General features: G+C 72.0%; 25 protein-coding genes. 7 read left to right on the forward strand and 18 right to left on the reverse strand.

Annotation, left to right across the window (positions count from 1 at the left end):
• Window positions 1-53 precede the first annotated feature (53 nt).
• From BAW75_RS26645 to BAW75_RS26670, 6 genes are all read right to left on the reverse strand, one after another.
• A complete protein-coding gene (locus tag BAW75_RS26645; protein WP_158559983.1) occupies window positions 54-824 on the reverse strand; it encodes an IclR family transcriptional regulator in 771 nt (256 codons plus the stop codon).
• Window positions 825-873: 49 nt separating this feature from the next.
• Window positions 874-1,947 carry an extracellular solute-binding protein gene (locus BAW75_RS26650; protein WP_104115297.1) on the reverse strand — a complete coding sequence of 358 codons (1,074 nt, stop codon included), beginning with the start codon at window positions 1,945-1,947 and terminating at the stop codon, window positions 874-876.
• A 161-nt stretch (window positions 1,948-2,108) separates the two neighbouring features.
• The gene (locus BAW75_RS26655) at window positions 2,109-3,242 is read right to left on the reverse strand and encodes an ABC transporter ATP-binding protein (RefSeq protein ID WP_104115298.1); all 1,134 of its coding nucleotides are present in this window, start codon (window positions 3,240-3,242) and stop codon (window positions 2,109-2,111) included.
• Between the two features lie 7 nt (window positions 3,243-3,249).
• Window positions 3,250-4,107, reverse strand: a complete 858-nt coding sequence (locus tag BAW75_RS26660) for an ABC transporter permease (RefSeq protein ID WP_104115299.1) — start codon at window positions 4,105-4,107, stop codon at window positions 3,250-3,252.
• Window positions 4,104-4,970: an ABC transporter permease gene (locus tag BAW75_RS26665; RefSeq protein WP_158559984.1), complete on the reverse strand. Its 867-nt coding sequence runs from the start codon at window positions 4,968-4,970 to the stop codon at window positions 4,104-4,106. Before BAW75_RS26665 ends, BAW75_RS26660 begins: the two co-directional genes overlap by 4 nt.
• 40 nt (window positions 4,971-5,010) lie before the next feature.
• A complete protein-coding gene (locus BAW75_RS26670) occupies window positions 5,011-5,793 on the reverse strand; it encodes an IclR family transcriptional regulator (RefSeq protein WP_158559985.1) in 783 nt (260 codons plus the stop codon).
• Window positions 5,794-6,196: 403 nt separating this feature from the next.
• On the opposite strand from BAW75_RS26670, the gene BAW75_RS26675 reads away from it, so the two are divergent.
• From BAW75_RS26675 to BAW75_RS26700, 7 genes are all read left to right on the forward strand, one after another.
• Window positions 6,197-7,078, forward strand: coding sequence for a DUF6282 family protein (locus tag BAW75_RS26675; RefSeq protein WP_208635316.1), 882 nt, complete (start codon window positions 6,197-6,199; stop codon window positions 7,076-7,078).
• Window positions 7,075-8,007 carry a 3,5-dioxohexanoate:acetyl-CoA acetone transferase gene (kce, locus tag BAW75_RS26680; RefSeq protein ID WP_104115303.1) on the forward strand — a complete coding sequence of 311 codons (933 nt, stop codon included), beginning with the start codon at window positions 7,075-7,077 and terminating at the stop codon, window positions 8,005-8,007. Before BAW75_RS26675 ends, kce begins: the two co-directional genes overlap by 4 nt.
• Window positions 8,008-8,037: 30 nt before the next feature.
• A complete protein-coding gene (locus BAW75_RS26685; RefSeq protein ID WP_208635317.1) occupies window positions 8,038-8,955 on the forward strand; it encodes a cupin domain-containing protein in 918 nt (305 codons plus the stop codon).
• Window positions 8,952-9,752 carry an HpcH/HpaI aldolase family protein gene (locus BAW75_RS26690; RefSeq protein WP_104115304.1) on the forward strand — a complete coding sequence of 267 codons (801 nt, stop codon included), beginning with the start codon at window positions 8,952-8,954 and terminating at the stop codon, window positions 9,750-9,752. The genes BAW75_RS26685 and BAW75_RS26690 overlap by 4 nt, the downstream gene beginning before the upstream one ends.
• 8 nt (window positions 9,753-9,760) lie before the next feature.
• Window positions 9,761-10,219, forward strand: coding sequence for an acyl-CoA thioesterase (locus tag BAW75_RS32460; RefSeq protein ID WP_167435624.1), 459 nt, complete (start codon window positions 9,761-9,763; stop codon window positions 10,217-10,219).
• 20 nt (window positions 10,220-10,239) lie between these two features.
• Window positions 10,240-11,217, forward strand: a complete 978-nt coding sequence (locus BAW75_RS26695; protein ID WP_167435625.1) for a cyclase family protein — start codon at window positions 10,240-10,242, stop codon at window positions 11,215-11,217.
• A 165-nt stretch (window positions 11,218-11,382) separates the two neighbouring features.
• The gene (locus BAW75_RS26700; RefSeq protein ID WP_222948663.1) at window positions 11,383-12,018 is read left to right on the forward strand and encodes a helix-turn-helix domain-containing protein; all 636 of its coding nucleotides are present in this window, start codon (window positions 11,383-11,385) and stop codon (window positions 12,016-12,018) included.
• 70 nt (window positions 12,019-12,088) lie between these two features.
• Here the strand turns inward: BAW75_RS26700 and BAW75_RS26705 are convergent, their stop codons facing one another.
• Genes BAW75_RS26705 through BAW75_RS26760 form a run of 12 tightly spaced genes read right to left on the reverse strand, consistent with a single transcriptional unit; the run spans window position 12,089 to window position 26,509 of the window.
• Window positions 12,089-13,180 (reverse strand): alpha/beta hydrolase, encoded by a 1,092-nt coding sequence (locus tag BAW75_RS26705; protein ID WP_244206282.1) that lies wholly within the window; start codon window positions 13,178-13,180, stop codon window positions 12,089-12,091.
• Between the two features lie 5 nt (window positions 13,181-13,185).
• Entirely contained in the window at window positions 13,186-14,184 is a 999-nt protein-coding gene (locus BAW75_RS26710; protein WP_104115307.1) for an LLM class flavin-dependent oxidoreductase, read from the reverse strand.
• Window positions 14,181-14,510, reverse strand: coding sequence for a TIGR04076 family protein (locus BAW75_RS26715; protein WP_043325197.1), 330 nt, complete (start codon window positions 14,508-14,510; stop codon window positions 14,181-14,183). The genes BAW75_RS26710 and BAW75_RS26715 overlap by 4 nt, the downstream gene beginning before the upstream one ends.
• Window positions 14,507-15,511, reverse strand: a complete 1,005-nt coding sequence (locus BAW75_RS26720; protein WP_064447408.1) for a zinc-binding dehydrogenase — start codon at window positions 15,509-15,511, stop codon at window positions 14,507-14,509. The genes BAW75_RS26715 and BAW75_RS26720 overlap by 4 nt, the downstream gene beginning before the upstream one ends.
• Window positions 15,508-15,921, reverse strand: a complete 414-nt coding sequence (locus BAW75_RS26725) for a nuclear transport factor 2 family protein (RefSeq protein WP_064447407.1) — start codon at window positions 15,919-15,921, stop codon at window positions 15,508-15,510. Before BAW75_RS26725 ends, BAW75_RS26720 begins: the two co-directional genes overlap by 4 nt.
• The gene (locus BAW75_RS26730) at window positions 15,918-17,183 is read right to left on the reverse strand and encodes an amidohydrolase family protein (RefSeq protein WP_043325200.1); all 1,266 of its coding nucleotides are present in this window, start codon (window positions 17,181-17,183) and stop codon (window positions 15,918-15,920) included. The genes BAW75_RS26725 and BAW75_RS26730 overlap by 4 nt, the downstream gene beginning before the upstream one ends.
• Window positions 17,180-18,850, reverse strand: coding sequence for a hydantoinase B/oxoprolinase family protein (locus BAW75_RS26735; RefSeq protein WP_104115308.1), 1,671 nt, complete (start codon window positions 18,848-18,850; stop codon window positions 17,180-17,182). Before BAW75_RS26735 ends, BAW75_RS26730 begins: the two co-directional genes overlap by 4 nt.
• On the reverse strand, window positions 18,843-20,531 hold the full coding sequence (locus BAW75_RS26740) for a hydantoinase B/oxoprolinase family protein (RefSeq protein WP_043325202.1): 1,689 nt from the start codon (window positions 20,529-20,531) through the stop codon (window positions 18,843-18,845). Before BAW75_RS26740 ends, BAW75_RS26735 begins: the two co-directional genes overlap by 8 nt.
• On the reverse strand, window positions 20,528-22,579 hold the full coding sequence (locus BAW75_RS26745) for a hydantoinase/oxoprolinase family protein (RefSeq protein WP_064447405.1): 2,052 nt from the start codon (window positions 22,577-22,579) through the stop codon (window positions 20,528-20,530). The genes BAW75_RS26740 and BAW75_RS26745 overlap by 4 nt, the downstream gene beginning before the upstream one ends.
• Window positions 22,576-24,609 carry an ABC transporter ATP-binding protein gene (locus BAW75_RS26750; RefSeq protein ID WP_104115309.1) on the reverse strand — a complete coding sequence of 678 codons (2,034 nt, stop codon included), beginning with the start codon at window positions 24,607-24,609 and terminating at the stop codon, window positions 22,576-22,578. The genes BAW75_RS26745 and BAW75_RS26750 overlap by 4 nt, the downstream gene beginning before the upstream one ends.
• 2 nt (window positions 24,610-24,611) lie before the next feature.
• Complete coding sequence (locus BAW75_RS26755) at window positions 24,612-25,499, reverse strand: ABC transporter permease (RefSeq protein WP_064447403.1); 888 nt, start codon at window positions 25,497-25,499, stop codon at window positions 24,612-24,614.
• Window positions 25,499-26,509, reverse strand: coding sequence for an ABC transporter permease (locus BAW75_RS26760; RefSeq protein WP_043325205.1), 1,011 nt, complete (start codon window positions 26,507-26,509; stop codon window positions 25,499-25,501). The genes BAW75_RS26755 and BAW75_RS26760 overlap by 1 nt, the downstream gene beginning before the upstream one ends.
• Window position 26,510 lies beyond the last annotated feature (1 nt).

Raw genomic sequence — 26,510 nt, forward strand, 5'->3', positions numbered from 1 at the left:
GTCAACGAGTGGGCGGCCGGAGAGCGCGGGCGGGGCGGGGAAGATCGGGCCCGTTACTCGTCTGCCGTCGGCGCGCTGTCTGCGGGGGCGCCGAGTTCGCTGGTCAGGGTAGTGGCGGTCGCCACCAGCAACTCGATGGCGGCGGACAGCTCGGCGATGTCGCCGGCGCCGAGGAGTGCGACAGTGGCGCACAGCCCCTTCTCGTCGAAGACCGGGGCGGCCACCGCGAACAGGCCGCCGCTGTGCCGGGCCACGCTGTAGCCCTGCCGGCGTGCGGCGTAGACCTCGGAGTCCAGCCGGGCGCGCTCGGCCGGGGACATGCCGGCGGCCACCAGGTCCATCACGGCCTCGTCGGCGTACGCGAGGTACACGTGCGTCTGCGCGGCGCTCGCGTCGAGCTTGGTGCCGGGATGCACGGTGACCACGACCTGGCGGCTGGTGTCCTCCTCGACCAGGGTCACCACCGGCCCCTGGGCGCCACGGACGCTGAGCACCGCCGTCATTCGCGCGTCGGTGCTCAGCTTCCGCAGGTGGGGCCCGGCGATCTCGACGATCCGCTGGCGTCCCAGCGCCCGAATTCCCAGTTCCAGCATCAGTCCGCCGAGGGCGAACGTCCCGCGGCGCGTCCCCCGTTCGAGAATGCCGGCGGCAGTCATCGACGCGCAGTATCGGTAGGCGGTGGTGCGGTTCAGACCCGTCCGTTCGGCGACGTCCGCGGCCGTGAGCTCGACGACCCGGGGACCGAAGAGCGCGCAGATCTGTCCCACGCGCGCGACCGCCCGGATGTCCGAGTTCGAGGCTTCGTTCGGATCAAAGTTCGCCACCCCCGAAGCGTAGTTCACATGACGGACGAATCGCTACCTGGGGGTCACCTCAGCCGGCGAGCCAGTTGGTGAGCTTGGCGGTGACCTCGTTGAAGTTGTCGGCGTACCACTGGACGTCCTGCAGCACGGTCTTGCCGGTGTTGGCGTCGCCGTAGACTTCGACCTTCTTCGCGTTCTCCGACAGGTTCGGCTTGGCGGCGAGGTTCACCGGCGCGGTGCCGAGCGCCTCGGAGATGCCGGCCACCGCCTCCGGGCTGACCACCGTGGACAGGAACCGCTCCGCGGCCACCTTCTTCGGCGACCCCTTCGGCACGGCGAAGCAGTTGATCGAGGCCACCGTCACGTCCCACACCACTGTGATGTCCGCGCCCTCGTCCATCAGCGGCACGAGCCGCGCGTCGGCGAGCAGGAACATGTCGACCTGCTTGGAGCCGACCGCCTGTTGGAGCGCGCCGACGTTCGGGGCGAACGTGGTCACCTTGCGGATCGTGTTGAGCTTCTTCAGCGAGCGGTCGACGTCGAGCGGGTAGAGCGCATCCGGCGCCACACCGTCGGCGAGCAGCGGGTATTCGAGGATGCCGTTCTGCAGGTTGGTCAGGATCCCGCGCTGGCCGGGGAAGTTCTGGACGTCGAAGAAGTCCTTGATGGTCTTGGGCGCCTTGCTCGGGTCCGGGAACGCCTCGGTGCGGTAGGCGAAGGGCGAGGCGTTGATGAAGTTGCCGATGTAGCACTTGCCGATCGTGCCCTCGGCCAGGTTGCTCTTGTCAACGCCGGAGAAGTCGAGCGGCTCGAACAGCGTCCCGCAGTTCTGGGTCGCGGCGGCCGGCGCGGTCGCGACCACGTCCCAGAGCACCGCCCCGCTCTCGACCTGGGCCTTCACCTGCGCCACGTCGGGCGGCGAGGTGTTGGTGAAGGTCACGTTCGGGTGCGCCTTGGTGTACGGCTCCTGGTAGTGCTTGATCATCGCGTCCTGGCCGACGCCGCCGTAGGCGACGAACGTGAGCTTGACGTCCCCCTCGGGGTCCACCGCGGCGGCCGGCTCGTCTCCGCCGCAGGCGGCGGTCATCGACACGACTGCGGTCGCCACGAGGACCGCGAGGACGCGGGATGTTCTCAACACCATGTCACTTCCTTCGGCTATGGCCCGCGAACGCGGGCGTACTGTTCGGAATATGGATTGGCGCTTCGTATAGTGAACAGTAGCGAGGGCGTAACGTACCCAACAAGAGCGTGGAACCCGTTCGTTACCAAAGAGTGCGGTCGAATGTGCGTATGGTGAACGAGCTACCCCGCGACGACGCGCTGCCGGTCGACTCGCCACCAGGCGACCACGGGCTGGCCGATCCGCAGGTCGCTCTCCAGCGCGTCCAGCCGGGCGCGGCCCATCACGTTGCCGGCGCCCCCGAGCGACAGCATGGCGGTCCGGTACGCCCCCATGTACTCGATGTCGCGGACGATCGCCGCCGCGCAGTTCGCGTCCGGCGGAACCGCGTCCCGGTCGGCCGCGATCCGGACGTCCTCCGGCCGTACCACCAGGGCGGCCGGGCGGCCCTCACGCACCAGGCCCGACACGGTACGGCTGTCGACCGACCACACCTCGCCCTCCCAGACCGCCGTCGTACCGGTCGCCTGCGACAGCGTGAAGACCGTCGAGTCACCGAGGAACCGCGCGGTGAACAGCGTCTCCGGCGACCGGTAGAGCGCCTCGGGGCGGCCCAGCTGCTCGATCCGCCCGTCGTTGAACAGCGCGATCCGGTCGGACAGGTTCATCGCCTCCTCCTGGTCGTGGGTGACGAAGACGAACGTCGAGCCGACCTCCCGGTGGATGCGGCGGATCTCCAGTTGCAGCGTGGCGCGCAGGTTGCGGTCCAGCGCGCCGAGCGGCTCGTCCAGCAGCAGCGCGGTCGGGCCGAAGACGATGGCCCGGGCCAGCGCGACCCGCTGCTGCTGCCCACCGGACAGCTGCGCCGGGTAGTGCCCGTCCCGGCCGGTCAGCTGGACGAGTTCGAGCACCTCCGCGACCTTGCGCGCGATGTCCGGCTTGGACATGCGGCGTTCCCGCAGCGGATAGGCGACGTTCTGGGCGACTGTCATGTGCGGGAAGAGCGCGTAGTTCTGGAAGAGCATGCCGAGGTTGCGCTTGTGCGGTGGCAGCCGGCTCACGTCCACGCCGTCGAACGAGATGGCGCCGGTGGTGAGCGTCTCGAACCCGGCGATGAGGTTGAGCGTGGTGGTCTTGCCCGAGCCGCTGGGCCCGAGCAGGGTCATGAACTCGCCCGGCTCGATGGTCAGTGAGACGTCGTCGACGGCCGGATGGGTCAGTCCGTAGTCCTTCGTCACGTTGCTGAGCCGGATCTGGGTCCCGGCCCGGGTGGACGCCGGCACGGGCTCGGCCGTGCGGAACGTGGATGCGGACATGATGCTCCTATCGGCTCTTTCGGTTGCCCACGAACAGCACGAGGCAGATGACGGTGACCGCGACGACGACCAGGCTCGACGACGCGGCGATGGTGGGGTCGATCTCGACGGTGACGCTGTTGTACATCTGCACCGGCAGCGTCTGGAACGTCGGCGCGCGGAGGAACAGCGCGATCACCACCTCGTCGAACGAGGTGACGAACGCGAAGATGGCGCCGGTGACGATCCCCCGGCTGATCAGCGGCATGGTCACGAACAGGAAGGTCCGGATCGGCGTCGCGCCCAGCGACGCCGACGCCCGCAGCAGCTTCGGGTCGAAGCCGCTGAGCGCGCTCGTCACCGACACCAGCACGAACGGCACGCCGATCGCGGCATGGGCGAGGACGTACCCGCTCAGCGTGCCGACGAGGTGCCACTTCAGGAACGAGATGTAGACCGCGACCGCGATCACGATCGACGGCGTGACGATAGAGACCATCAGCAACGTCCGGGCGAGCCGCGCGAGCCGCCCGGTCAGGCTGTGCAGGCCGATGGCGGCGGCGGTGCCGACCACTGTGGCGAGCGACGCGGCGAGCACGCCGACAAGCACCGAGGTACGCAACGACGCGAGCCAGGTCGGGTCGGTGAAGAAGTTCTCGTACAGCTTGAGCGAGAAGCCGGTGGGCGGGAACTGGAACGTCGACGCCGTGCTGAAGCTCATCGGGATGACGAACAGGGTCGGCAGGATGAAGTACAGCGCCACCAGGGCGCCGACGAGCTTGAGCCACCAGGGGATCGGGTCCACGGAGGTGGCGCGGCGGCGCCGACGGGCCGGGGCGGGTCGCCTCTGCGTACCCGGAGGGTTGTCGGTCTTCGTCGCGGTCATGGCTGGTCCTTCGTCCTGGCGGCGGCGACCACGCCGATCGCCGAGATGGTTCCGCCGAGGCGGTTCGCCCAGGCGACTAGCACGAGGGTGACGACGAGCACGAGCATCCCCAGCGCGCCCGCGCCCGAGAAGTCGAGCAGCAGGGTGGTGCGCTGGCCGAGCAGCTGCGCGACGAGGGACTGCTGTGGCGACCCGAGCAGGGCCGGCGTGACGTAGAAGCCGAGGCTCAGGGTGAACACGAGGATCAGGCCCGCGACCACGCCGGCGCGCGACAGCGGCCAGTAGATCTTCCAGAACGCGACCAGCGGGTGGGAGCCGAGGCCGCGCGCGGCCAGCAGGAGCCGGCGGTCGATGCCGGACAGCGCGCTGAACAACGGCAGCACCATGAACGGGAGCAGCACCTGGCTCATCGCGACCGTCACGCCGGCCACCGTCCCGTACAGCACGACGTCCAGGCCGAACAGCTCGAAGAAGGAGTGCACCGGTCCGTTGCGTTGCAGGATGACGATCCAGGCGTAGTTGCGGGCCATGACCGACGTCCAGAACGGGATCAGCACGATGATCAGCAGGACGCCGCGCATGCGCGGCCCGACGCGGGTCATCAGGTAGGCGTACGGGTAGCCGAGCAGGAAGGCGATGACGGTGACCGCGGCCGCGGTCAGCGCGGTGCGGACGAGCACCCGCATCGTCACCCCGTCGGTGAACAGCGACTCGTAGTGCCGCAGGGTCCAGTCGCCGTTGCCGACGCTGCGCAGGAAGCTGTTCCCGAGCGGCACGAGCAGGATCCAGGCGAGCAGGGTGAGCGCCGGCACGAGGAGCAGCCACTGCGGACGCGGCCGGAGCCGCCGTAGGAGACCTGGCATGTCTGTTTCCGCCTTCCGCCCGGCGTCCCGGGCTCGCCTTTCATGCATGGCTGGTCGCGATCATGGAGCCCAGGGTCTCGGCCGCCTGTTCCAGCGCGGCGACGCGCGCCGAGGACCGCTCCGCGGGGTTGAGCATCTCGGTCGTGCCGAGCAGGCCCATCGCGGCCTGCACGTCGTAGGTGGCGAAGATCGGCACCGCCACCGAGGCCAGACCGGCCCGATCCAGGTCCGCCCAGGCGATCCGGTGGCGCCGTACCCGGGCCAGCGCCTGCCGCTCCACCGCCGCCTCGGCCGGGGTGAGGCTCGCGTGGGCCCGGGTCACGGTGGCCGGGTCGGCCTGGAAGGCGAGCAGAACGCGGGTCTGCGCGGCCTTGAGTTCCAGCACCGTCCCGATCCGGGCCGTCAGCACGATGGTGCCCTGGTGCGGCTCCTCGACGAGCGTCACCACCGCGCCGGAACGGCCGAGGAAGCTGAGCACTGTGGTGAGGCCGGTCGTGTCCGAGAGCTGCCGCATGATCGCCGGCGCCAGCGTGAGGAGCTGCTGGCGGACCGAGACGAGGGCGAAGAGCTGGTCGAGCAGCGGGCCGGGGCCGAACGACGCGCTCAGGAAGCCGGCCCGTTGCAGGGACTGGAGATAGCGGTGCGCGGTCGTGCGGTTGAGGCCGAGGCGCTCGGCCACCAGGCCGGGGGCGAGACTCCGGGTGTGCTGATCGAGTAGCGCGAGGACGTTCGCCGCCCGGTCGATGGACTGGATCATGGTGCGATCCGTCTCCACCGTCGCCGGCCCGGGGCCGGTTCGCTGGGGGTCAGGATCGGCGCTCATCGTCACCTCCTTACCGGACGCATCCATTTCCAGGGCCCGGTCCAGGGCAAGCGAAAGTTCGCATGCGGGCAAAGGCATGCACGATGCGAACGACGGCTCTTCCGTTCGACGCCTCGACGAGCACGCCGACGAGGCGCTGGCGCTGGGCGGATCCGGCACGACCGATGGTTGGCCCGAGATCGGGCGTTCGTTTTGCGAGCTCCCGCTTTCGGTATGCGGACGATAACCGGTAACCCGCACGCAACACAATGGTCCTTTCGCGGGCCTGGCGCAGCTGTTACGCCGCTCGGCCACCCATGGACACGACCGATGCTCGTCCGTATGCTGAACGCCAAGTTCATGGGACGAACAGGAGGAGTCGATGGGCGTCTCGAAAGGTCACCAGCCGGTCCCGCCAGGGCTGTTGAAGGTTCTGGATGGCACGGTTGACCTGCACTGCCACTCCGGCCCGAGCCCGTTCCCGCGGCGGATCAACCACGTCGAGGCGTCGTACGACGCCGCGCGCATCGGCGTGCGGGCGCTGCTGGTGAAGTCGCACCACCACAACACCGTCATGGACCTGCTGGCCATGGGGCCCTGGCTGAAGGAGGCGCCGACGCCGGTCTACGGGGGCGTCGCGCTGAACTCCGAGGTCGGCGGCATCAACCCGTCGGCCGTCGCGATGAGCCTGCGGATGGGCGGCCGGTGCGTCTGGGCGCCCACCGTGTCCGCGCGCCAGCACATCGAGCACCACAGCCACGAGCACGGGTTTCCGACCTCGGGCCTGGACCTGCTGGAGAGCGAGGTCTCGGTGTTCGACGACAGCGGGTCCGTCTCCGCGCAGACCGAGCAGGTCGTCGAGGTCGTCGCGGACGCCGACGCGCTGCTGACCGGCGGCCACCTCGACGCCGACTCGATGAAGGCGCTGTTCACGGTCGCCGTCGACAAGGGCGTGCGCCGGCTTCTCGTCCAGCACCCCGACTTCATCGTGGGCGCCTCGGACGGCGACATCGAGGAGCTGCTGCGGATGGGGGCGTACGTCGAGCACGAGATCGCGATGTACCACCCCGGCGTCCCGAAGCCGGGCTGGCCGGTCGAGCAGCTGGTGCGCTGGATCGAGCGCGTCGGGCCGGAACGGACCACCATCGGCTCGGACCTGGGCCAGCAGGGCAACCCGCTGCCGGTCGACGGCTACATCTACCTCGTGCAGCGCCTGCTCGACCACGGGGTGTCCGAGAAGGACGTCCGGCGGATGATCGCCGGCAACCCGGCCTACCTGCTCGGTCTGGAGGACAGCCCGTCGTGATCAGGGCGGACAGGGTCATCATCAGCGCGGCGGTCACCGGGTCCGTGCACGTGCCCTCGCAGAGCGACCACCTTCCGCTCTCCCCCGAGCAGGTGGTGCGGTCGTCGCTGGAGGCGGCGGAGGCCGGCGCCGCGGTCATCCACCTGCACGCGCGGCACCCGGACGGACGGCCCGCGTTCGAACCGGAGACGTTCGAGCAGATCATCCCCCCGATCGTCGAACGGTGCGACGCGGTCATCAACATCACCACCGGGGGCGCCTCGTCGATGACGATCGAGGAACGGCTCGCCGCCGCGGCCCGGTTCAGCCCCGAACTCGCCTCGCTGAACATGGGGTCGATGAACTTCGTCTACTCCGGCATCGCGGACCGGGTCAGCCGGTGGAAGCACGACTGGGAGAAGCCCTACGTCGAGAACACCTACCGGCAGCCCTTCATCAACACGTTCGCCCAGATCGAGTACGCGCTGCGCGAGATCGGCGAGAAGGGCGGCACCCGCTTCGAGTACGAGTGCTACGACATCGGGCACCTCTACACCCTGGCCCACTTCGTGGATCGCGGTCTCGCCCGGCCACCCCTGTTCATCCAGGGCGTCTTCGGCATCCTCGGCGGCATCGGCGCGGACCACGCCAACCTGACCCACATGATCGCCATCGCCGACAAGCTGTTCGGCGCCGACTACCACTTCTCCGCGTTCGCCGCGGGCCGGCATCAGATGCAGTTCTGCACCCACAGCGCGTGGCTGGGCGGGCACGTCCGGGTGGGGCTGGAGGACAACCTCTACATCGGCAAGAGCGAACTCGCCACCAGCAACGCGCAGCAGGTCCGCAAGGTCCGGTCGATCGTCCAGGACCTGGGCCGCACGATCGCGACGCCCGACGAGGCCCGGGCGATCCTCGGCCTCAAGGGCGGCCGGAACATCAGCCGTTGACGCCACCGACACCTCGCAGGGACTGATGACATGACCATGTATGCCAAGGACGACATCCGGTCGCAACTGGCCGCGGCGGCTCCGTCGCGGACTGTCGACCCGTCCACGCCCGTCCGCCCGGCCCAGTACCTCGCGCTGTACGACACGGCACCCACAGCGGTCACCGAGGCGGGCAGCCGGACCTGGCTGGTACGCGGCCAGCACCTCGTGCTCTCCTGGACCGAGGCGGTGACCGGCGACCGGTTCGCCCGCTCCGCGCAGCCGGACGAGTACGCGGTGCTGATGTACTCCGGCAGCGCCCCGGTACGGGTGCGCGCCGGCGACGGCTCCGCCGAGGTGGCGCAGGAGGCGTTCGTGGTGGTGCCGCCCGGCGACAGCGTGGTCGAGGCGCTCGCCGACGGCCCGGTGATCCGGGTGTTCTCCACAGTCGCCCCGGATCTGGCCGGGGCTGCCGCAAACGCGGCGGCGTACCGCGAGCCCGACCCCCGGTGCGCGCCGCTCGTGGCCTGGCCCGACCCGGTGGACGGGTTCCGCCTGCGGGTGTACCCGCTCGCCGAGCACCCGATCGAGCCGGGCCGGTTCGGGCGTATCTTCCGCACCACCAACATGATGATCAATTTTCTGGCCGAGGAACCCACGCCACGGGACCCGCTGCGCCTGTCCCCCCATTCGCACGACGACTTCGAGCAGCTCTCGTTCGGCGTCAAGGGCGAGTTCGTCCACCACATCCGCTACCCCTGGGGCCCCGACTCCACCCGCTGGCGCCCGGACGACCACGGCCGCCTCGGCGTGCCCTCGCTCTGCGTCATCCCGCCGCCGACCGTGCACACCACCCAGGGCGTCGGCGACCACCAGCAGCTGATCGACATGTTCGCGCCGCCGCGGGCGGACTTCTCCGCCAAGCCCGGCTGGGTACGCAACGCCGACGACTACCCGATGCCGTCATGAGCACCGACGTGGCTGCGCCGAGGCGCAGCCGGTTCCGGGCGGCGCTCGCCCGCCCGGACGCCCCGGCGCTGGGCACCTGGGTGAAGCTGCCGGTGATGGAGAGCGTGGAACTGCTCGCGCTCGCCGGGTTCGACTTCGTCGTCGTCGACCTGGAACACGCCCCGATCGACCTGCAGACGGCCTATCAGCTGATCGGCACCGCCAACCACCTCGGGCTGGCCCCGATCGTCCGGATCCCGGCGCTCGACCCGGGCCTCACGCAGCGGATCCTCGACGCGGGGGCCGAGGGCGTGATGGTCCCGCACGTGGACACCGTCGAGCAGGCGCGAGCCGCTGTCGCAGCGGTACGGTTCCCGCCGCTGGGCGCCCGCGGCGTCGGCAGCACGAGCCGGGCCGGCGCGTGGGGCGCCATGCCCCGCGCCGAGTACCTGCGCTACGGCCAGGAGGAGGTGGTGCTGGTCGTCCAGATCGAGAGCGCCCGGGCCGCCTCGTCCGCCGGGGCCGTCGCGGCGGTGCCCGGTGTCGACCGGCTGCTCGTCGGGGCCGCGGACCTGTCGACGTCCGAGGGCACGACCGAGGACGATCCACGGGTCGTCGCGCTCGTCGGCTCCGCCGTCAAGGACTGCCTCGCCGCCGGCGTACCCATCGGCAACTCCGGCGGGGCGGACGCCGACGCGGTCCGGCGGGCGGCCGACGCCGGCTTCTCCTTCACGCTGCTGAGCAACGACGCCAGCCTGCTCGGCGCGGCGGCCCGGGCCGCCGTCCAGGCGGGCCGCACCGTGCGGCACCGGCGCTGAGGCACGCCGTGGCACCCCTCACGACGACGCTGCACCTGCGCTGGGCCGACACCGACCACTACGGCCACGTCAACAACGTCACCTGGCTGCGGTACGTCGAGGAGGCCCGGATCCGCACGTTCGGGCTGCCGGACCTGCCCGGCACGTTCGACCCGGACCGGCCGCCGGCGCTGGCCGTGCTCGGCGCCGGGACGTTCACCATGACGGCGGCGGCCCGGCTGGAGTTCACCGGCGAGCTCGCCTACCACGGGCAGTCGATCCTCGCCGACGCCTGGCTGTCCCGCACCGGTTCCCGCAGCCTCGACCTGAGCTTCCGCTTCCTCGACCTGGCCCGCACGTCGACGTACCTGCTCGCGCAGACCACTCTCGTGGTCTGCGACCTGGCCGACCGCCGGCCCCGGCCGCTGACCGGCGCCGAACGCGAGGCGCTGGCGCCCTACCGGGGCGAGCCGCTGACCTTCCGTTGAGCCGCCCGAAAGGAATCACCGTGCCGACCTACGACGAGCTCTCCACGGCCGCGGTGCCCGGCGCCGCCTGGGACGTCTTCGGGCCGGGCGACCAGCTCGGCAGCATCAACCGGCTGACGCCCGAGCGCGTGACCGCCGCCGCCCGCCTGGTACGGCGGGGCGAGCGGTTCAACCTCGACTACCCGGTCAACGCCTTCGAGCCCTACCCGACCGGCACCCGGCGTCCCGCCGAGCACCACGTCTTCGCCAACAACCCGCTGCATCGCGACGACTGGATCGACTCGTTCTACCTGCAGTCCAGCTCGCAGCTCGACTCGCTGCGCCACATCGGGCACCCCGCCCACGGCTTCTACGGCGGCCTGTCCGCTGACGACAACAACCAGGGCTCCACCACGCTGGGCATCCACCACTGGGCGGAGGCCGGGATCGCCGGGCGGGGCGTGCTGCTCGACGTCCCCCGGCACTTCGCCAGCGAGGGCCGGCCGTACGACTGCGAGCAGACGATCGCGCTGGACGAGACCGTGCTGGACGCCGTCGCGCAGGCGCAGGGCGTGTCCTGGCGCGGCGGCGACATGCTGCTGCTGCGTACCGGGTGGGCGGAGAACTACCTGGCCAAGTCCGTCGAGGAACGGATCGAGTTCAACACGCGCAACCGCTCCCCCGGGCTCGCCCAGCGCGAGTCGGTGCTGCGCTGGTTGTGGGACCACGAGATCGCGCTCGTCGCCGCCGACAACCTGGCCGTGGAGGCGGATCCGGTGCTGGATTCGGACTTCCGCACGCCCGACGACCGGCCGCCGCCGCGCGGGGTCGACCACAGCGGCATGCTGCACCGGCCGCTCATCGCGCTGCTCGGGATGGCCCTGGGCGAGCTGTGGAAACTCGACGACCTCGCCGCCGACTGCGCCGCCGACGGCGTCTACGAGTTCTTCCTGACCTGCAAGCCGCTGAACCTGCCCGGCGGCGTCGGGTCGCCGCCGAACGCGCTCGCGTTCAAGTGAGCGGCCGGCGACGCCGGCCGCACCGCTGTCCACCAGGGATGACACCGCCGGAGCGGACCAGGAAATCCCCCGGCCACCCCTCGCACAAGTGCGGGCATGTTCGATAGGATCGAACATCCCGGGCGGATCCCCCCGCCACCGCAACAGGAGGTCCCCGTGCGGTCCATGGACAGTCAGCCGCCGTCGGAGCAGGCCGCCCCCGGCGGCCCCGCGGACGAGAGCACCCCGGCGGGGGTGGTCGGCGCCCGGATCCGGCGCTACCGCAAGGAGCGCGGGCTCACCCTGCGCGGCCTCGCCTCCCGCTCCGGCCTGTCGATCGGCTTCCTGTCCCAGGTCGAGCGCGGCATCTCCTCGATCGGCCTGACCGCGCTGGGCAGCGTCGCCAAGGCCCTCGACAAGTCGGTGGCCGACTTCTTCGACGCCGGCAACGGCACGTCCGACAGCAACGTCTCCCAGCTTCCCCGGCACTTCACGCTGACCAGGGCGGAGACGTCGGCAACGCAGTACGTGTCGGGGCAGCAGACCTACCGCATGCTCTCCGACCGGGGGCCGGACCTGGTGCTGGAGCCGATGCTCGTGCACATCGCGCCGGGCGGGCGGCGGGAGAACGCGTACGGCCACCGGGGCGAGGAGTTCGCCTACGTCATCTCCGGCGAGCTGCTCTACGAGGTCGAGGGCGTGGAGCACCGGCTGTGCCCGGGCGACAGCGTGCACCTGCGCTCGTCGGTGCCGCACCAGATGTACAACGACACCGACTCGGTCACCACAGTGGTCTCGGTGGTCACGCCCCGGCTGTTCTGACCGGCGCCACCAACCGCCCTCCGTGTTCACCTACGTGAACTCGGAGGGCGATTCGGTTGCGGGCGCGACGTCAGCGACCGAGGCGGTCATCCACCGCCGTCATGGTGTCCCGCCAGATGTCCGACGCCGGGTCGATGACGGCGAAGTGGTCCCCCGGCTGTTCCAGGTGGCGGATCTCGTCGCCCGCGGCTGCCGCCGCCGCGGCGTAACGCCGATTGGCGTCGACGAGGTCGAGACTGTCCGCGGTCCCCTGCACGAGCAGCGTGGGCACCCCTGTCGGCAGCCGCAGCATCGGGTCGCTCTCGGCGTACCGGCGCGGGGCCGTGGCCGGTGAGCCGCCCAGCGCCGCGGCGATCGCGCCGTCACCGAGGTAGCGCCGCTCGCCCTCGGTGAGGTCGAGCACCCCGGCCAGCGAGACCGCGAGCGCGACACGTGGCCCGCCCGTTCGCGCGGCGAGGTCCGCCGCGGCGCGCAGCGCGAGCTGCCCGCCGGCCGAATGGCCCAGCACCACGATCCGCTCCAGGTCGATCGGCCGGTCGGCGGCGAGGTCCCGCAGCGCGGTGAGGCCGGCTTCGACGTCCTCCGTGGTGGCGTCCCAGCCGTGCCGGTCCGGACGCCGGTACTCCAGGTTCCAGGACGCCCAGCCTCGGGCAGCCAGATCGACGGCGAGCGCGTCCATCAGGTCCGCGCCCCAGACCGACCGCCAGAATCCGCCGTGCAGCAGCACTGCGACCGGCGCCGGCCCGGTGTGCGGGTCCGACGGCAGCCGCAGGTCACCCCACTGCTCCGGGCCGGGACCGTAGGCGATCCGATCGGCCGGCGCGCGGAAGCGGTGCACGGCGTGCCGGATCGCCCAGGTCACGCCCCACAGTCCCCGGCCGGCCAGGTGGACCGCGCCGGGGACCGGCGTCTCGACGGTGAGGTCGTACCAGACCGCGTGCGGCGGCTGCGCGCCGATCAGGGCGCGGGCCGGTGTGGTGGGGCCGGGCAGCACCACAGTCGGGCCCTGCGCCGCGGCGAGCAGCGAGCGCAGCTCGTCGGCCGAGGCGGCGGTGACGACCGTGCCGGTGCTGTCCAGCTCGGCGCTGCTGGTGGCGACGAGCGACGCCAGCAGTTCGGTGTCGGCCACCAGGCCGGGGCCGACCACGACGGTGAGCCGCACCGCGCTCACCTGCGCAGCAGGGGCAGGACGGCGGAGCCGAGCAGGTCCACGCCGCGCTCGTCGGTGAGGCCGTGCGGCGTGCCGAACTCGACCCGGCGCACGCCGGCGTCGATGAGCGCCTGGGCCTGGGCGGCGACCTGCTCCGGGGTGCCGGAGAAGGCGAACCGGTCCAGCACGTCGTCCGGGATCAACCGGCCCGCCGCCTCGTCCTCGCCCGCGTCGACCAGGTCGCCGACGCGCTTGACCAGGTCGTCGGGGAGCACGACGGTCGGATCCAGCTCCGCCACCACGGCCAGGTACATGGCCACCTCGGTGCGGGCCTTGGCGCGGGCGGCCGCGCCGTCGGTGTCGACGACTGTCACCGCGCCGAGCACGATGCCGACGTCCGCGACGTCGCGCCCGGCCTTCTCCGCGCCGGTCCGCAGCCGCTCGCGGATCACCGGGACCATGTCCGGGTTGGCGCTGCCGCCCACCTTGATCTCGTCGGCGACCCGGCCGGCCAGCGCCGCGCCCTGCGGACCCCACGCGCCCAGCAGCAGCGGCGGGTCGGGCCGCTGCACGTCGTAACGCAGCGCGGTGCCGGCCTCCAGCGAGAAGACCTTTCCGGTGAAGCCGCTGCGGTCGCCGCGCAGCAGGCGGTAGACGACCTGGACGGCCTCCTCGATGGTGGTCAGCGGCCGCGGCTGCGGCAGGCCGACCGAACCCAGCCAGGTCCCCCGGGCCAGGCCGAGGTAGGCCCGCCCGTGCGAGGCCAGGTCCAGGGCGGCGAGCTGACCGGCGATCTCGTACGGCGCCATCGAGTACGGGTTCAGGCAGGCCGCGCCGAGGCGTACCCGCTCGGTCGCCTGCGCCATCTCCAGCAGCGGGAAGATCGGCGGCTGGTACATCAGGTCGCCGAAGACGGTGAGCACGTCGAAGCCGTGCGCCTCGGCGGCGCGGGCCAGCCGGGCGTACGCGCCGGCCGGCTTGTCGCTCTGCAGGCCGAGTCCGATCTCGACGGTCATGTCAGGTCCGCCGAGTTCATCGTGCGCCGGCAGGTCCGTTCCACCTTCATGACGAGCCGCTCCTCCGGGTCGGGGCAGATGAAGTGGGAGTCCTGGGCCAGCCAGTCCCCCGGCGCCAGGTCACGCTGCTTGGCGGCGAGGAAGGGCAGCACGGACGCGAGCGCGTACACGCAGAAGTGCTTGCCCTCGGGCAGCCGCAGGTGGGCGCTGTTGGTCAGCTCGAAGGAGTCGCCCACGGCCATGCCGCACACCGACCGGCCCTCGATCCGGTCGACTGTCACCTTCAGGTCGTAGATCTCCATGTCGCCGTCGGCGGTGTCGCTCACGGCCCCTCCCCTTCGTCGATCCGTACGATGATCTTGCCGGTGGTCCGGCGTTCGGCCAGCTCGGTGAGCGCCGCGGGCGTCTCGTCCAGCGACACGACGCGGCTGACCGGCGGCCGGACCGCGCCGGAGGCGCACATGTCGAACAGTTCCTGGTAGGCGGCCTCGACCGCGGACGGGCGCTGCCACGGGTACTGCGAGCCCCAGGACAGGCCCACCAGCGTCGCGTTCGCCGCCATCAGCCGCAGCGGATCGACGGGCGGCGGCGCGCCACCGGCAGCGCCCACCGCGACCAGGCGGCCCTCGAAGGCGAGGCACTCCCAGGAGCGGGCGAACACGTCGCCGCCCACCGGGTCCACCACGACGTCCACGCCCCGCCCGCCGGTGGCCTCCCGCACGGCGGCCACGAAGTCCTCCGCCGTGTAGTCGATCGCCACCTCGGCGCCCTGGTCACGGCAGATCGCCGTCTTGACCGGGCCGCCGGCGGTGGCGAGGACCCGGGCGCCGCGGGCGACCGCGAGCTGGATGACGGAGATGCCGACACCTCCCGCGCCGGCGTGCACCAGCACCGTCTGCCCGGCGGTGACGCCCGCCCGCTCCAGCGCGAACCACGCGGTCTGATAGGTGACCGGCAACGCCGCCGCGGTGACCGGGTCGACTGTGGACGGCCGCGGCACCACCACCGCGGCGTCCACTGTGACTGTGGTGCCGAGCGCGCCGCGCGGCAGCGCCGGGCAGGCCAGCACCTCCTGACCCAGCAGGTGCCCGGCCCCGTCGCCGGCGGCGACGACCCGCCCGGCCGCCTCCACCCCCGGCGTCATCGGCGGATCCGGACGCACCGGGTACTCGCCCCGGCAGAGCATGACGTCCAGGAAGTTCAGCCCGACCGTACGGACGGCGAGCCGCACCTGGCCGGGGCCGGGCGGCGGGTCGTCGGGCAGCTCGGCGACCGACAGCACGTCCGCCGGTTCACCGGTCCGCCCGGCGACCAGCCGCCGGATCATGCCGCGCCCACCGGTTCCCGGACCAGCTCGGCGTGGTGGTGCACGATCACCCAGCGGCCGTCGACCCGGCGCACCACGTCGGTGACCCGGGTGATCTCCGGCTCGTCGTCCGGGCCGAGCTGCGCGACCAGCTCGTACCGGGCCACGCCGAAGTCGTCCCACACGTCGATGCGCTTGCCCCGCGCGGCGAGCACCGCCAGCCGGGGCCGCTGACCGGCGGCGTCCCGCTGGGCGCGGTACTCGTCCAGCTCGGCCCGGGTCCGCAGCGGTCCCGGCAGGTGCGTCTCCCAGGTGGTCACCTCGGGGTCCAGGTGCGTGTCGAACCGCTGCTGGTCCCCGGCGAGGAACGCGTCGTACATGTCGTCGATGCCGGCGGCGATCTCCGCCGCGCCTGCCTGCGCGAAGGTCATCGCGTCTCCTCCTGGTTGCGGTCGTCGCGGGCGATCTGCCCGCCCTTCATCACCCACCGCACGTCCCGGAAGGCCGAGGTGTCGGCCAGCGGGTCGGCGTCCGTCGCGATCAGGTCGGCCAGCTTGCCGACCTCGACGGTGCCGAGGTCGGACTCCGCGCCGAGCCACCGGATCGGGCCGAGCGTGCCGGCGTGGATGGCCCGGGCGGCGCCGATCCGCTCGGACATGTACTCCAGCTCCCGGATCGAGGCGGTGGTGCCCTCGAACTCCCAGAACGGGGGCATGTCGCTGCCGAGCAGGACCTCCACCCCGGCGGCGATCGCCATGTCGAAGCTCTCCAGGTGCCGGGGGCCGGCGCCGAGCGAGCGGCACTGCATCCACTCCGGCACGCCCAGCTCGTCGAAGAACTCCTTGCAGCGGGTCACCAGCAGCGTCGGCACGAGCGCCGTGCCGCGCTCGGCCATCCGCGCCGCGACCTGCGGGGTGAGCTGGTAGCCGTGCTCCACGCAGTCCAGTCCCAGCTCGACCGCCGCGCCGATCACGTCGGCGGGCCCGGCGTGCGCGGTCACCTTGCGGCCCCACGCGTGCGCCGTCTCGATCACCGCCGTCATCTCGTCGGCGAACAACTGGGGCGTGTGGATGCTCTCGTGCTCACCGGCGATGCCGCCCGAGATCATCACCTTGATCAGGTCCGCGCCGGCCTTGATCTGGCTGCGCACGCCGTGGCGGAAGCCCACCGGGCCGTCGCACTCGAGCGTGTCGTTGCTCTCGTGCCCGTGCCCGCCGGTGCACACCAGCGCCCGGCCCGCGGTGTAGATGCGCGGACCGGGGACCCGCCCGGCGTTGATCGCCCGCCGCAGCGCGAAGTCCGCGTGGTCCTTCTCCGCGACGCAGCGCACAGTGGTCACGCCGGAGTGCAGCGTGCGCCGCGCCCCGTCGGCCATGTAGTGGGCGAGGTCGTACGCGCCCATCCCCTTGACGCCCTCGCCGGCGGAGCCGGGCAGCGACAACGAGAAGTGGGTGTGCATGTTGACCAGGCCGGGCGTCACGTACGCGCCGTCGAGGTCCACCTCGGTCAGCCGGCCGGCGGCCCGCGCCTGCTCGGCCACCTCGGCGTACGGCCCGACGGCGGCGATCCGGTCACCCCGGACCCACACCCCGGCTCCGGTCACCGGCGCCATGCCGTCCACCACGCGGGCGTCGAGCACTGTGCAGTTGCCGAGCAGCGTGCTCGGCTGCTCGGGCGAATAGGCGGCACTCACGCGATCACTCCATAAACGTCTCGGGCGGCCCGCGCGGAGACGTAGCCCTCGGCCACGTCCCGTCGCACCGCCTCCGGATCCCGACTCCCCGGGTCGCCGTGCCCGCCGCCACCGGCGGTCAGCAACGTCACCCGATCCCCCACCGCCACCGCGGTACGCCGTGTGCTCACCCGGTGCTCCCGGTCCGTGCCCGGGAAGACGATCACCTGGTTCGGCTCCGGCTGTGCGCCGCCGGCCAGCGCCCACGGCGCGCTCTTCGTCTTCTTGATCACCGTCAGGAACTCGCCGGGCGTCACGAACCGGATGTCCCGCCGCAGGCCGCAGCCGCCCCGGAACCGGCCCGCGCCACCGGAGTCGGTACGGATCTCCACCCGCTCGAAGAACATTCCCGTCTTCGACTCCAGCACCTCGACGGGCGTGTTGCGCGCCTGGGTCTGGCACAGGTGGTTCGCCGGCCCGATCCCGTCGTGCCGGGGCGTGCCGCCCCAGCCGACCGGGTCGTTGTTGCTGACCGCGAACATGTCGCCGGTGTCCGGGTGCCGGCCGACCATCATGAACCCGGGCACGTCGCCGCCGGAGGAGGCGGCCAGCCGGTCCGGCATGCCCTGCGCCAGCGCCTTGAGGATCAGCTCCAGTGCGACGGTGCCGGTCCACTGGGTGAACGTGGCGGCCGGGTACTGCGCGTGGAACAGCGTGCCGGGCTCGGCGCGTACCCGAAGGGGCGCGAAGTGCCCGGCGTTCGTCTGCTCGTGCGGCGTGGTGACGCCCTTGAACGCGACCCGGCAGGTGGCGATGGTGGCGCCCAGCGGCAGGTTCACCGGCCCGGGCACCGCCGGCGACGAACCGGCGAAGTCCACTGTGAACTCGCCGTCGGCGACGGTGACGGTGACCCGCATGAGGATGGGCTCGTCGCTGACGCCGTCGTCGTCGAGCCAGTCCTCGGCGGTCCAGCTACCCTGCGGCAGCGCGGCCACCGCCTCCCCGGCGCGCTGCGCGGCGACGTCGATCACCCGGTCGATCACCGCGTCGACCACTGCGGGGCCGTAGTCGCGGTACAGCTCGGTCATCCGCCGCTCGCCGGTACGCAGCGCGGCGATCTGCGCGTTGAGGTCACCGATGACCAGTTCCGGCATCCGCGAGTTGAAGCGGATCAGCTCGTGGATCTCGCGCACCGGCTCGCCCCGGTCGTACACCTTCGTGCCGGGGAAGATGATCCCCTCCTGGTGCATGTCCGTGGAGTCGAGCACGTACCCGGGGTCCTTGGCGCCCAGGTCCATCCAGTGCGCCCGGATGCACAGGAAACCGATCAGCTCCTCGCTGTCCGGCAGGACGACCGGCGCGAACATCGTCGCGTCGTACGTGTGCGCCGCGTTCCAGTACGGGTAGTTGAGCAGCACCACGTCGCCGCGGCGCAGGTTCTCCCGGCCGACGTACTCCACGCCCTTGCGCAGCGAGTAGTCGTTGGCGCCGAGGAAGCGGGACAGCCCCGTGGACTCCGCGACCAGCCGCAGGTGCCGGTCGTAGATGGAGATGCCGAAGTCGTACACCTCGTAGATCACCGGGTTGAACGCGGTGCGCACGAGCGCGGCCCGCATCTCCTCGGCGGCCGAGACGAGATGGCTGCGGACGACCTCGACGGTTGCCCCGTCGACCGTCGGCTCACCCATCGACGTCCACTCCGTAGACGTCCCGGGCCGCCTCCCGGGAGACGTAGCCCTCGGCCACGTCCCGCCGTACCGCCTCCGGGTCGCGGCTGCGCGGGTCGCCGTGCCCGCCGCCACCGGCGGTCAGCAGCGTGACCCGGTCGCCCGCGGCCACCACGGTGCGCTTGGTGCTCACCCGGTGCTCGCGGTCGGTGCCCGGGAAGACGACCACCTGGTTCGGCTCCGGCTGCTCGCCGCCGGCCAGCGCCCACGGCGCGCTCTTGGTCTTCTTGATCACGGTCAGGAACTCGCCGGGCGTCACGAACCGGATGTCCCGCCGCAGGCCGCAGCCGCCCCGGAACCGGCCCGCGCCACCGGAGTCGGCGCGGATCTCCCAGCGCTCGAAGAACATCCCGGTCTTGGCCTCCATGACCTCGATCGGGGTACCCCGGCCCGTGCTGCCGGAGACGTGCGTGGCGGCGTCCATGCCGTCGTGCGTCGCGGTGCCGCCCCAGCCCACCAGGTCGTTGTTGCTGACCGCGAACATCTTCCCGGTGTCCGGGTGCAGGCCGACCATCATGAAGCCGGGCACGTCGCCGCCGGAGGAGGCGGGCAGCAGGTCCGGCATGCCCTGGGCCAGCGCCTTGAGGATCAGCTCCACCGCGACGATGCCGGTCCAGAGCGTGAACGTGGGCTGCGGGTAGACGGCGTGGAACAGGCTGCCCGGCTCGGCCCGCACCTCCAGCGGAGCCACGGTGCCGGCGTTCGACGGCTCGTCCCGCGACGTCAGCGACTTCAGCACGACCTTGCAGATCGCCTCGGTCGCGCCGAACGGCATGTTGATCGGGCCGCGGGTGGCCGGGGCCGAGCCGGCGAAGTCGACGATGAAGCGCCCGTCGTCGATGGTGACGGTGACGCGCATCTTCACCGGGTCGTCGGTGATGCCGTCGTCGTCCACCCAGTCCTCGGCGGTCCAGGTGCCCTGCGGCAGCGTAGCCAGCGCCGCGCGGGCGCGGGCCTCACCGTCGGCGATGATCCGGTCGATCGCCTGGTCCACGGTGTCCCGGCCGAACTTCTCGATGATCTCCAGCATCCGGCGCTCGCCGGTGCGCAGCGCGGCGATCTGCGCGTGCAGGTCACCGAGCACCGCGTCGGGCATCCGCGAGTTGAAGCGGATCAGCTCGTGGATCTCGCGCACCGGCTCGCCCCGGGACACGACCTTGGTGCCCGGGAAGATCAGCCCCTCCTGGTGCATGTCGGTCGAGTCGAGCACGTAGCCCGGGTCCTTGGCGCCCAGGTCCATCCAGTGCGCGCGGACGCAGAGGAAGCCGACCAGGTCGCCGTCCGCGTCCGGGTCCGCCTCGTCCGGCCGGAACACCGGGGCGAACAGCGTCGCGTCGTACGCGTGCGCCGCGTTCCAGTACGGGTAGTTGAGCAGCACCACGTCGCCGCGGTGCAGGTTCTCCCGGCCCACGTACTCCACGCCCTTGCGCAGCGAGAAGTCGTTCGCGCCGAGGAAGAACGTCAATCCGGTGGCCTCGGCGACCAGCCGCAGGTCGGCGTCGTACATCGACAGGCCGAAGTCGTGCACCTCGTAGATGACCGGGTTGAACGAGGTACGGATGAGGGTGGCCCGCATCTCCTCCGCGGCCGACAGCAGATAGCTGCGGACGACCTCGACCTGGGCTCCGTCCAGCGTGGTCATGCGGCTTCCTCCAGGGTGACGAGCAGGTATCCGTGGTCGTCGACGGTGACCCGCTGGCCGCTGGGCACCACAGTGGTCGAGGTGCCCTCGTCGATCAACGCCGGTCCGTCGAAGGTGTCGCCCGGCTCCAGGCGGGCCCGGTCGTAGACCGCGAACGGCACCACCGCGTGCTGCCCGAAGTCGTAGGCGTCGCGGTGCGTCAGCAGCGCCTGCGACGGGTCGCCGTCGCCGCGCGGCAGGGTCTGCAGCTCGGGACGGTCGGTGCGCCCGATGCCGCGCACCCGCAGGTTGAGGATCTGCAGCGGGTTGCCCATGGTGTGGCCGTACCGGGCGCGGTGCGTCTCGTCGAACGCGGCGCGGATCGCGTCGCGGTCCAGCTCGCGCCCGACGGTGACCATCAGGCTGTGTTCCTGGCCCAGGTAGCGCAGCTCGAACTGCCGCTCCAGCACCGCCTCGCCGGCCGGCACGCCCTGCGCCACCAGCGATGCGACCGCCTCGGCCTCGACGGCCTTGAACAGCTGCTCCAGCTCCGCCAGGTCGGCGTCGTCGAGCGTGGCCATCACGGTACGGCTGAAGTCGTTGACGATGTCGGCGGAGAGCATGCCCCAGGCGGAGAAGCCGGACGGCGCGAACGGCACGATGACCTCGCCGATGCCCATCTCGCGGGCCAGCAGCGGGGCCAGCAGCGGCCCGGCGCCGCCGAACGCGAGCAGCGCGAACTGCCGGGGGTCGTGACCCCGCTCGACGGTGATCTGGCGGACCGCGCCGACGGTGCGGGCCAGCAGCACGTCGAACACGCCGGCGGCCGCGTTCTCCACGGTGAGTCCGAGCGGCTCGGCGAGCTGCTCCTGAATTGCGGCGCGCGCCTCGGCGTCGCGCAGGCCCATGGTGCCGGCGAGGAAGCGCTCCGGGTCCATGTAGCCGAGCACCACAGCGGCGTCGGTGACCGTCGGCTTGGTGCCGCCCCGGCCGTAGCAGACCGGGCCGGGGTCGGCGCCGGCGCTCTGCGGGCCGACCTTGAGCAGGCCGTGGTCGAGCCAGGCGATCGAACCGCCGCCGGCGCCGATGGTGCGGATGTCGTACGTCGGGATGAGCAGCGGGAAGTGCTCCAGCTGAGCCTCGTACGCGGCGACCGGGTTGCCGCGCTCGATCACGCAGGCGTCCAGCGAGGTGCCGCCGATGTCGAACGTGAGCACGTTGTCCCGGCCCAGCTCGGAAGCGACGTACGCGGCACCGACGATGCCGCCGGCCGGTCCGGACAGCACGGTGTGCGTGGGGGCGGTCTTGGCGACCGCGCTGGTCATCGAGCCGCCGCCGGAGCGCATGATCAGGAAGCGCCCGGCGAAGCCGCGCTCGGCCAGGCCGGACTCCAGCTCGTCCACGTACCGCTCGAAGATCGGCCGGATGTACGCCTCCAGCACCGTGGTGCTGGTCCGCTCGTACTCCCGGTACTCGCGCACGATGTCCGTCGACAGCGACAGGCTGACGTCGGGGAACTCCTCGTGGATGAGGCGCGCGGCCTCCCGCTCGTGGCTCGGGTCGAGGAACGAGTGCAGGAAGCAGATGGCGATCGAGGTGACCTGCTGGTCCACCACGAGCGTGCGCGCGGCCGCCCGGACGCTGTCCGGGTCCAGCGGCTCCACCACCCGGCCGCGGTAGTCGAGCCGGCCCCGCACCCCGGCGGTGAAGCGGCGCTGCACCAGGCTCTCCGGCCGCTGGTACTGGAAGTCGTACATGTGGTCGGAGGGCACGTTGCCGCGCCCGATCAGGAAGATGTCCCGGAAGCCCTCGTTGGTGATGATTCCGGTACGGCCACCGCGACGCTCCAGCACCGCGTTGAGGCCGAGCGTGGTGCCGTGGATGAACAGCTCCACCTCGGACAGGTCGGTGCCGAGCGCGCTGATCGCGTTGAGGACACCGTCCGCGGGCCGGGCCGGGGTCGTCGCCGCCTTGCGGAAGCGGACCCGGTTGGTGCGCGTGTCGAGTTCCATGGCGTCCACGAAGGTCCCGCCGATGTCGACGGCGAGCCGGATGGGGCGACGGGTCATGGCGTGACAGCCTGCCTTCCGATGAGGGCGGGAAGCTCGGGAACGCGCCAGCAGGCGGCCCGGCTCTCGCCGTACGACTGAAGCTCCTGCTGCTCCGATCGGCACCGGTCGGTGACGAACGGGCACCGGGCGGCCAACGGGCACCCGGTTGCGGCGTCGGCTTCCTCCAGGTCCTTGACCAGCTCGACGGCCTCGCCGTCGGCGCCGGCCGTCCCGCCGAGGCGGGGGGCGCTGCCCAGCAGCGCGCGGGTGTACGGGTGCCGGGGCGTGTCGAAGACGACGTCCACCGGACCCTCCTCGACCACCCGGCCGAGGTAGAGCACCACGACGCGGTCGGCGAAACCGCGCACCGTGGCCAGGTCGTGGGAGATGAACACCGAGGCGCGGTCGGCGTCGGCGGCCACGTCGGCGATCACGTCGAGGATCTGCGCCTGGACGGTGACGTCCAGGGCCGAGGTGGGCTCGTCGAAGACGATCAGGTCCGGCTCGCCGACCAGCGCGCGGGCGATGCCGATGCGCTGGGCCTGGCCGCCGGACAGCTCGTGCGGGTACCGCTGCAGGATCGAGCGGTCCAGCTCCATCCGGTCCAGCACGGCGGTGACGCGTTCCTCCCGCTGGGCCGGGGACAGGCCCGCGGCGCGCAGCGGCTCGGCGATGGAGTCGCCGACGGTGCGGCGCGGGCTGAGTGAGCCGATCGGGTCCTGGAACACCAGCTGGGCGCGGGTCCGGGCCCGGCGCAGCGCCCGGCCGCGTGGGCGGGGCCGGCCCGGCTGCTTGACCAGGGCCTGACCGGCGACTGTGACGGTGCCGGACGTGGGCGCGACCAGGCCCATGACGAGCTTCGCGAGGGTGCTCTTGCCGCAGCCGCTTTCGCCCACCACGCCCAGCGTCTCACCCGGCGCGAGCCGCAGCGTGACGCCACGCAGCGCGTGGTGACCGCCGGAGCCGAACCGGCTGCGGTAGACGACGTGGGCGTCCTCGATTTCCAGCACGGCGGGCTTCGGGTCCGCAGCCGCCGGCTGGGCGTCGCCCGCGTCCGGTGTGTGCGACGTGGACGGCAGGTCGGCGTCGAGCGGCCGGGTCTGCGGGTGGAAGCAGGCGAGCGACCATTCGCGGCCGCCGGGGATCGGCTGGGTGCCCGGCCGCCGGGACGAGCAGGTGCGGTCGGCGTGCGCGCAGCGGGCGACGAACGGGCAGTTCTCCGGCGCCTCGGTGAGCAGGGGCATGGCGCCGGGGGTGGCGACGACCGGCCGGCCGCCGACGTCCGGCACCGACCGCAGCAGCGCCCGGGTATACGGGTGCGCGGGCTCCCGCAGCACCTGCGCGGCCGGGCCGCTCTCCACCACCGTGCCGGCGTAGAGCACCACCACCCGGTCGCAGACCTCGGCGATCGAGGCGAGGTCGTGGGAGATCAGCAGCACGCCCCGGCCGTCGGTGTCGGCGGCGTGCCGGAACTGGCGCAGGATCTCCCGGGTCAGTGTCACGTCCAGGCCGGTGGTCGGCTCGTCGGCGATCAGCAGGTCGGGCGCGCAGCCGGTGGCCAGCGAGATCATCACCCGCTGGGCCATGCCGCCGGACAGCTCGTGGGCGTACGCGTCGAGCCGCCGCTGCGGGCTGCGGATGCCGACCGCCTCGAACAGCTCGCGCGCCGCCTCCCGGGCCCGGTCGCCGGACATGTCCTGGTGGGTGGCGAGCCGGTCGACGAGCTGCTTGCCGATGGTGCGGGTGGGGCTGAGCGCGCCGCGCGGGTTCTGGAAGCAGATCGCCACGCCGCGTCCGCGGTGCGCGGCGAGCGCGGCGTCGTCCATGCGCAGCACGTCCGAGTCGCCGAACAGGACCCGGCCGGTGGCGTGCGAGCCGCCGGGCAGCAGCCCGACGATGGCGCGGGCCACCATGCTCTTGCCGCCGCCGCTCTCCCCGACCAGGCCGACGACCTCACCGGGGCGTACCGCGAAGGTGACGCCGCTGAGCGCGGCCACCTGCCGGCCGGGTCGCCGGATGGTCACCGAGAGGTTCTCGATCGACAGCATGGTTACCGCCGCTTCGCGTTGGCGCGGTCCTGCAGGCCTTCGCCGAGCAGGCTGAACCCGAGGACGCAGACGAACAGGGCCAGGCCGGGTGGGACCGAGGTCCACCAGCGGCCACCGACCACGTCCGCGGCGCCCAGGCTGATCATCGCCCCCCACTCCGCCTCGGGAATGCTCACGCCCAGGCCGAGGAAGGAGAGCCCGGCCAGGGTGAGCATCGCCCAGCCGCAGTTCAGCGGCGCGATCACCCGTACCGGGGTGAGGCTGTTGGGCAGCAGGTGCCGCCAGAGCACGCCCACCGGCGACGCCCCGGAGGTGATGGCGGCGTCCACGAACGGCAGTTCCCGCAGCGACCGCACCTCGGCGCGGACCAGCCGGGCGTACGCCGGCGCGTTCACCGCCGCGATCGTGATGATCAGGTTGATCGTGCCGTTGCCGAGCAGGGCGGCGACCGCCAGCGCCAGGATGAACGTGGGGAACGACTGGAAGATGTCGACCACCCGCATCAGCACGTCGTCGAGCCAGCCGCCGAAGTAGCCGGCGACCAGGCCGAGCAGCGTGCCCACGACCACCGCGAGCGCCACCGCGGCCAGGGCGATGCCCAGGTCGAGCCGGGCGGCGTAGAGCACCCGGCTCCAGATGTCCATGCCGTTGCCGTCGGTGCCGAGCAGGTGGTTGCCGCCCGGCGCCACCAGGGTGTTCGCCGGGTCGATCTCGGTCTCGCCCCACGGGCTCAGCAGCGGCGCGAACACCGCCACCAGCGCCACCACCGACAGGATGGTCGCACCGACGATGATCATGCGGCGGGCGAACCGGCTGTCCCGGTCGCCGCCGGCGACGACCACCGGCGTCTGTGCGGAGTCGCCGCTGACGGCGGCGCGCAACTCGGCCATCAGAGCCTCACTCTCGGGTCGAGGATCGCGTGGACCACGTCGGCGATGAGGAACACCAGCACGTAGCACAACGCGATGACCAGCACCGACGCCTGAACCACCGGGTAGTCCCGGTAGAGCAGGCCGCGCAGGGCCCACTGGCCGAAGCCCTGCCACGAGTACACGTACTCGACGAGCACGGTGGAGCCGATCGCCGTGCCGAAGACCAGCGCCGCCAGCGACGGCAGCCGGACCAGCGTCGCCCGCAGCAGGTAGCCGTAGTGCAGCGTGCGGTCGCGCAGCCCGTGCGCCTTCGCCGCGGCGTACGACTCCGAGTGCAGCACCTCCAGCGCGGAGGCCCGGACGCTGCGCAGCAGCGGCGCGACCACGCCGACCACCAGGGTCAGCACGGGCAGCACCAGGTACGCCGCGGCGGAGGCGATCGCCGGGCCGTTGGCGGTGAGCACGGCGTCGACGAGATCGGCCCCGGTGAGCGGGGTCAGGTTCGTGTCCGGGTCGACCCGCCCGTTCGGCGCCGGGAACCAGCCGAGGATGCTGTAGCCGACCAGCACCAGCACCAGGCCGAGCCAGAACTCGGGGATCGAGTTGCCGACCAGGGCGAACATCCGCACGCTGTGGTCACCGACCCGGTTGGCCCGTTTGGCCGACCAGATGCCCAGGACCGTCGCCACGACGAGCGCGATGCTCACGGCGATGACGACGAGTTCCAGGGTGGGCCCCACCCGGAGCGCCATCTCCGATCCCACGGAGTTGCCGCTCTGGATGGAGGTCCCGAAGTCACCGGTGACCAGTCCCCTGAGGTAGTCGAGGAACTGCTGCCACAGCGACTGGTCCAGCCCGAAGCGGGCCCGGGCGGCGGCGGCGTCCTCCTCGGTGGCGTTCTGCCCGAGGATGCTGCGGACGGGGTCGCCCGGCAGCACCCGGACCAGGAGGAACGCCAGGACGACCACTCCGAGCAGAACGGGGATCAGCTGGAGCAGTCGCCTGACGACGAAGCGGAAGATTCGCATG

It is taken from the genome of Micromonospora chalcea (genome assembly GCF_002926165.1).
Classification (GTDB): Bacteria; Actinomycetota; Actinomycetes; order Mycobacteriales; family Micromonosporaceae; genus Micromonospora; species Micromonospora chalcea.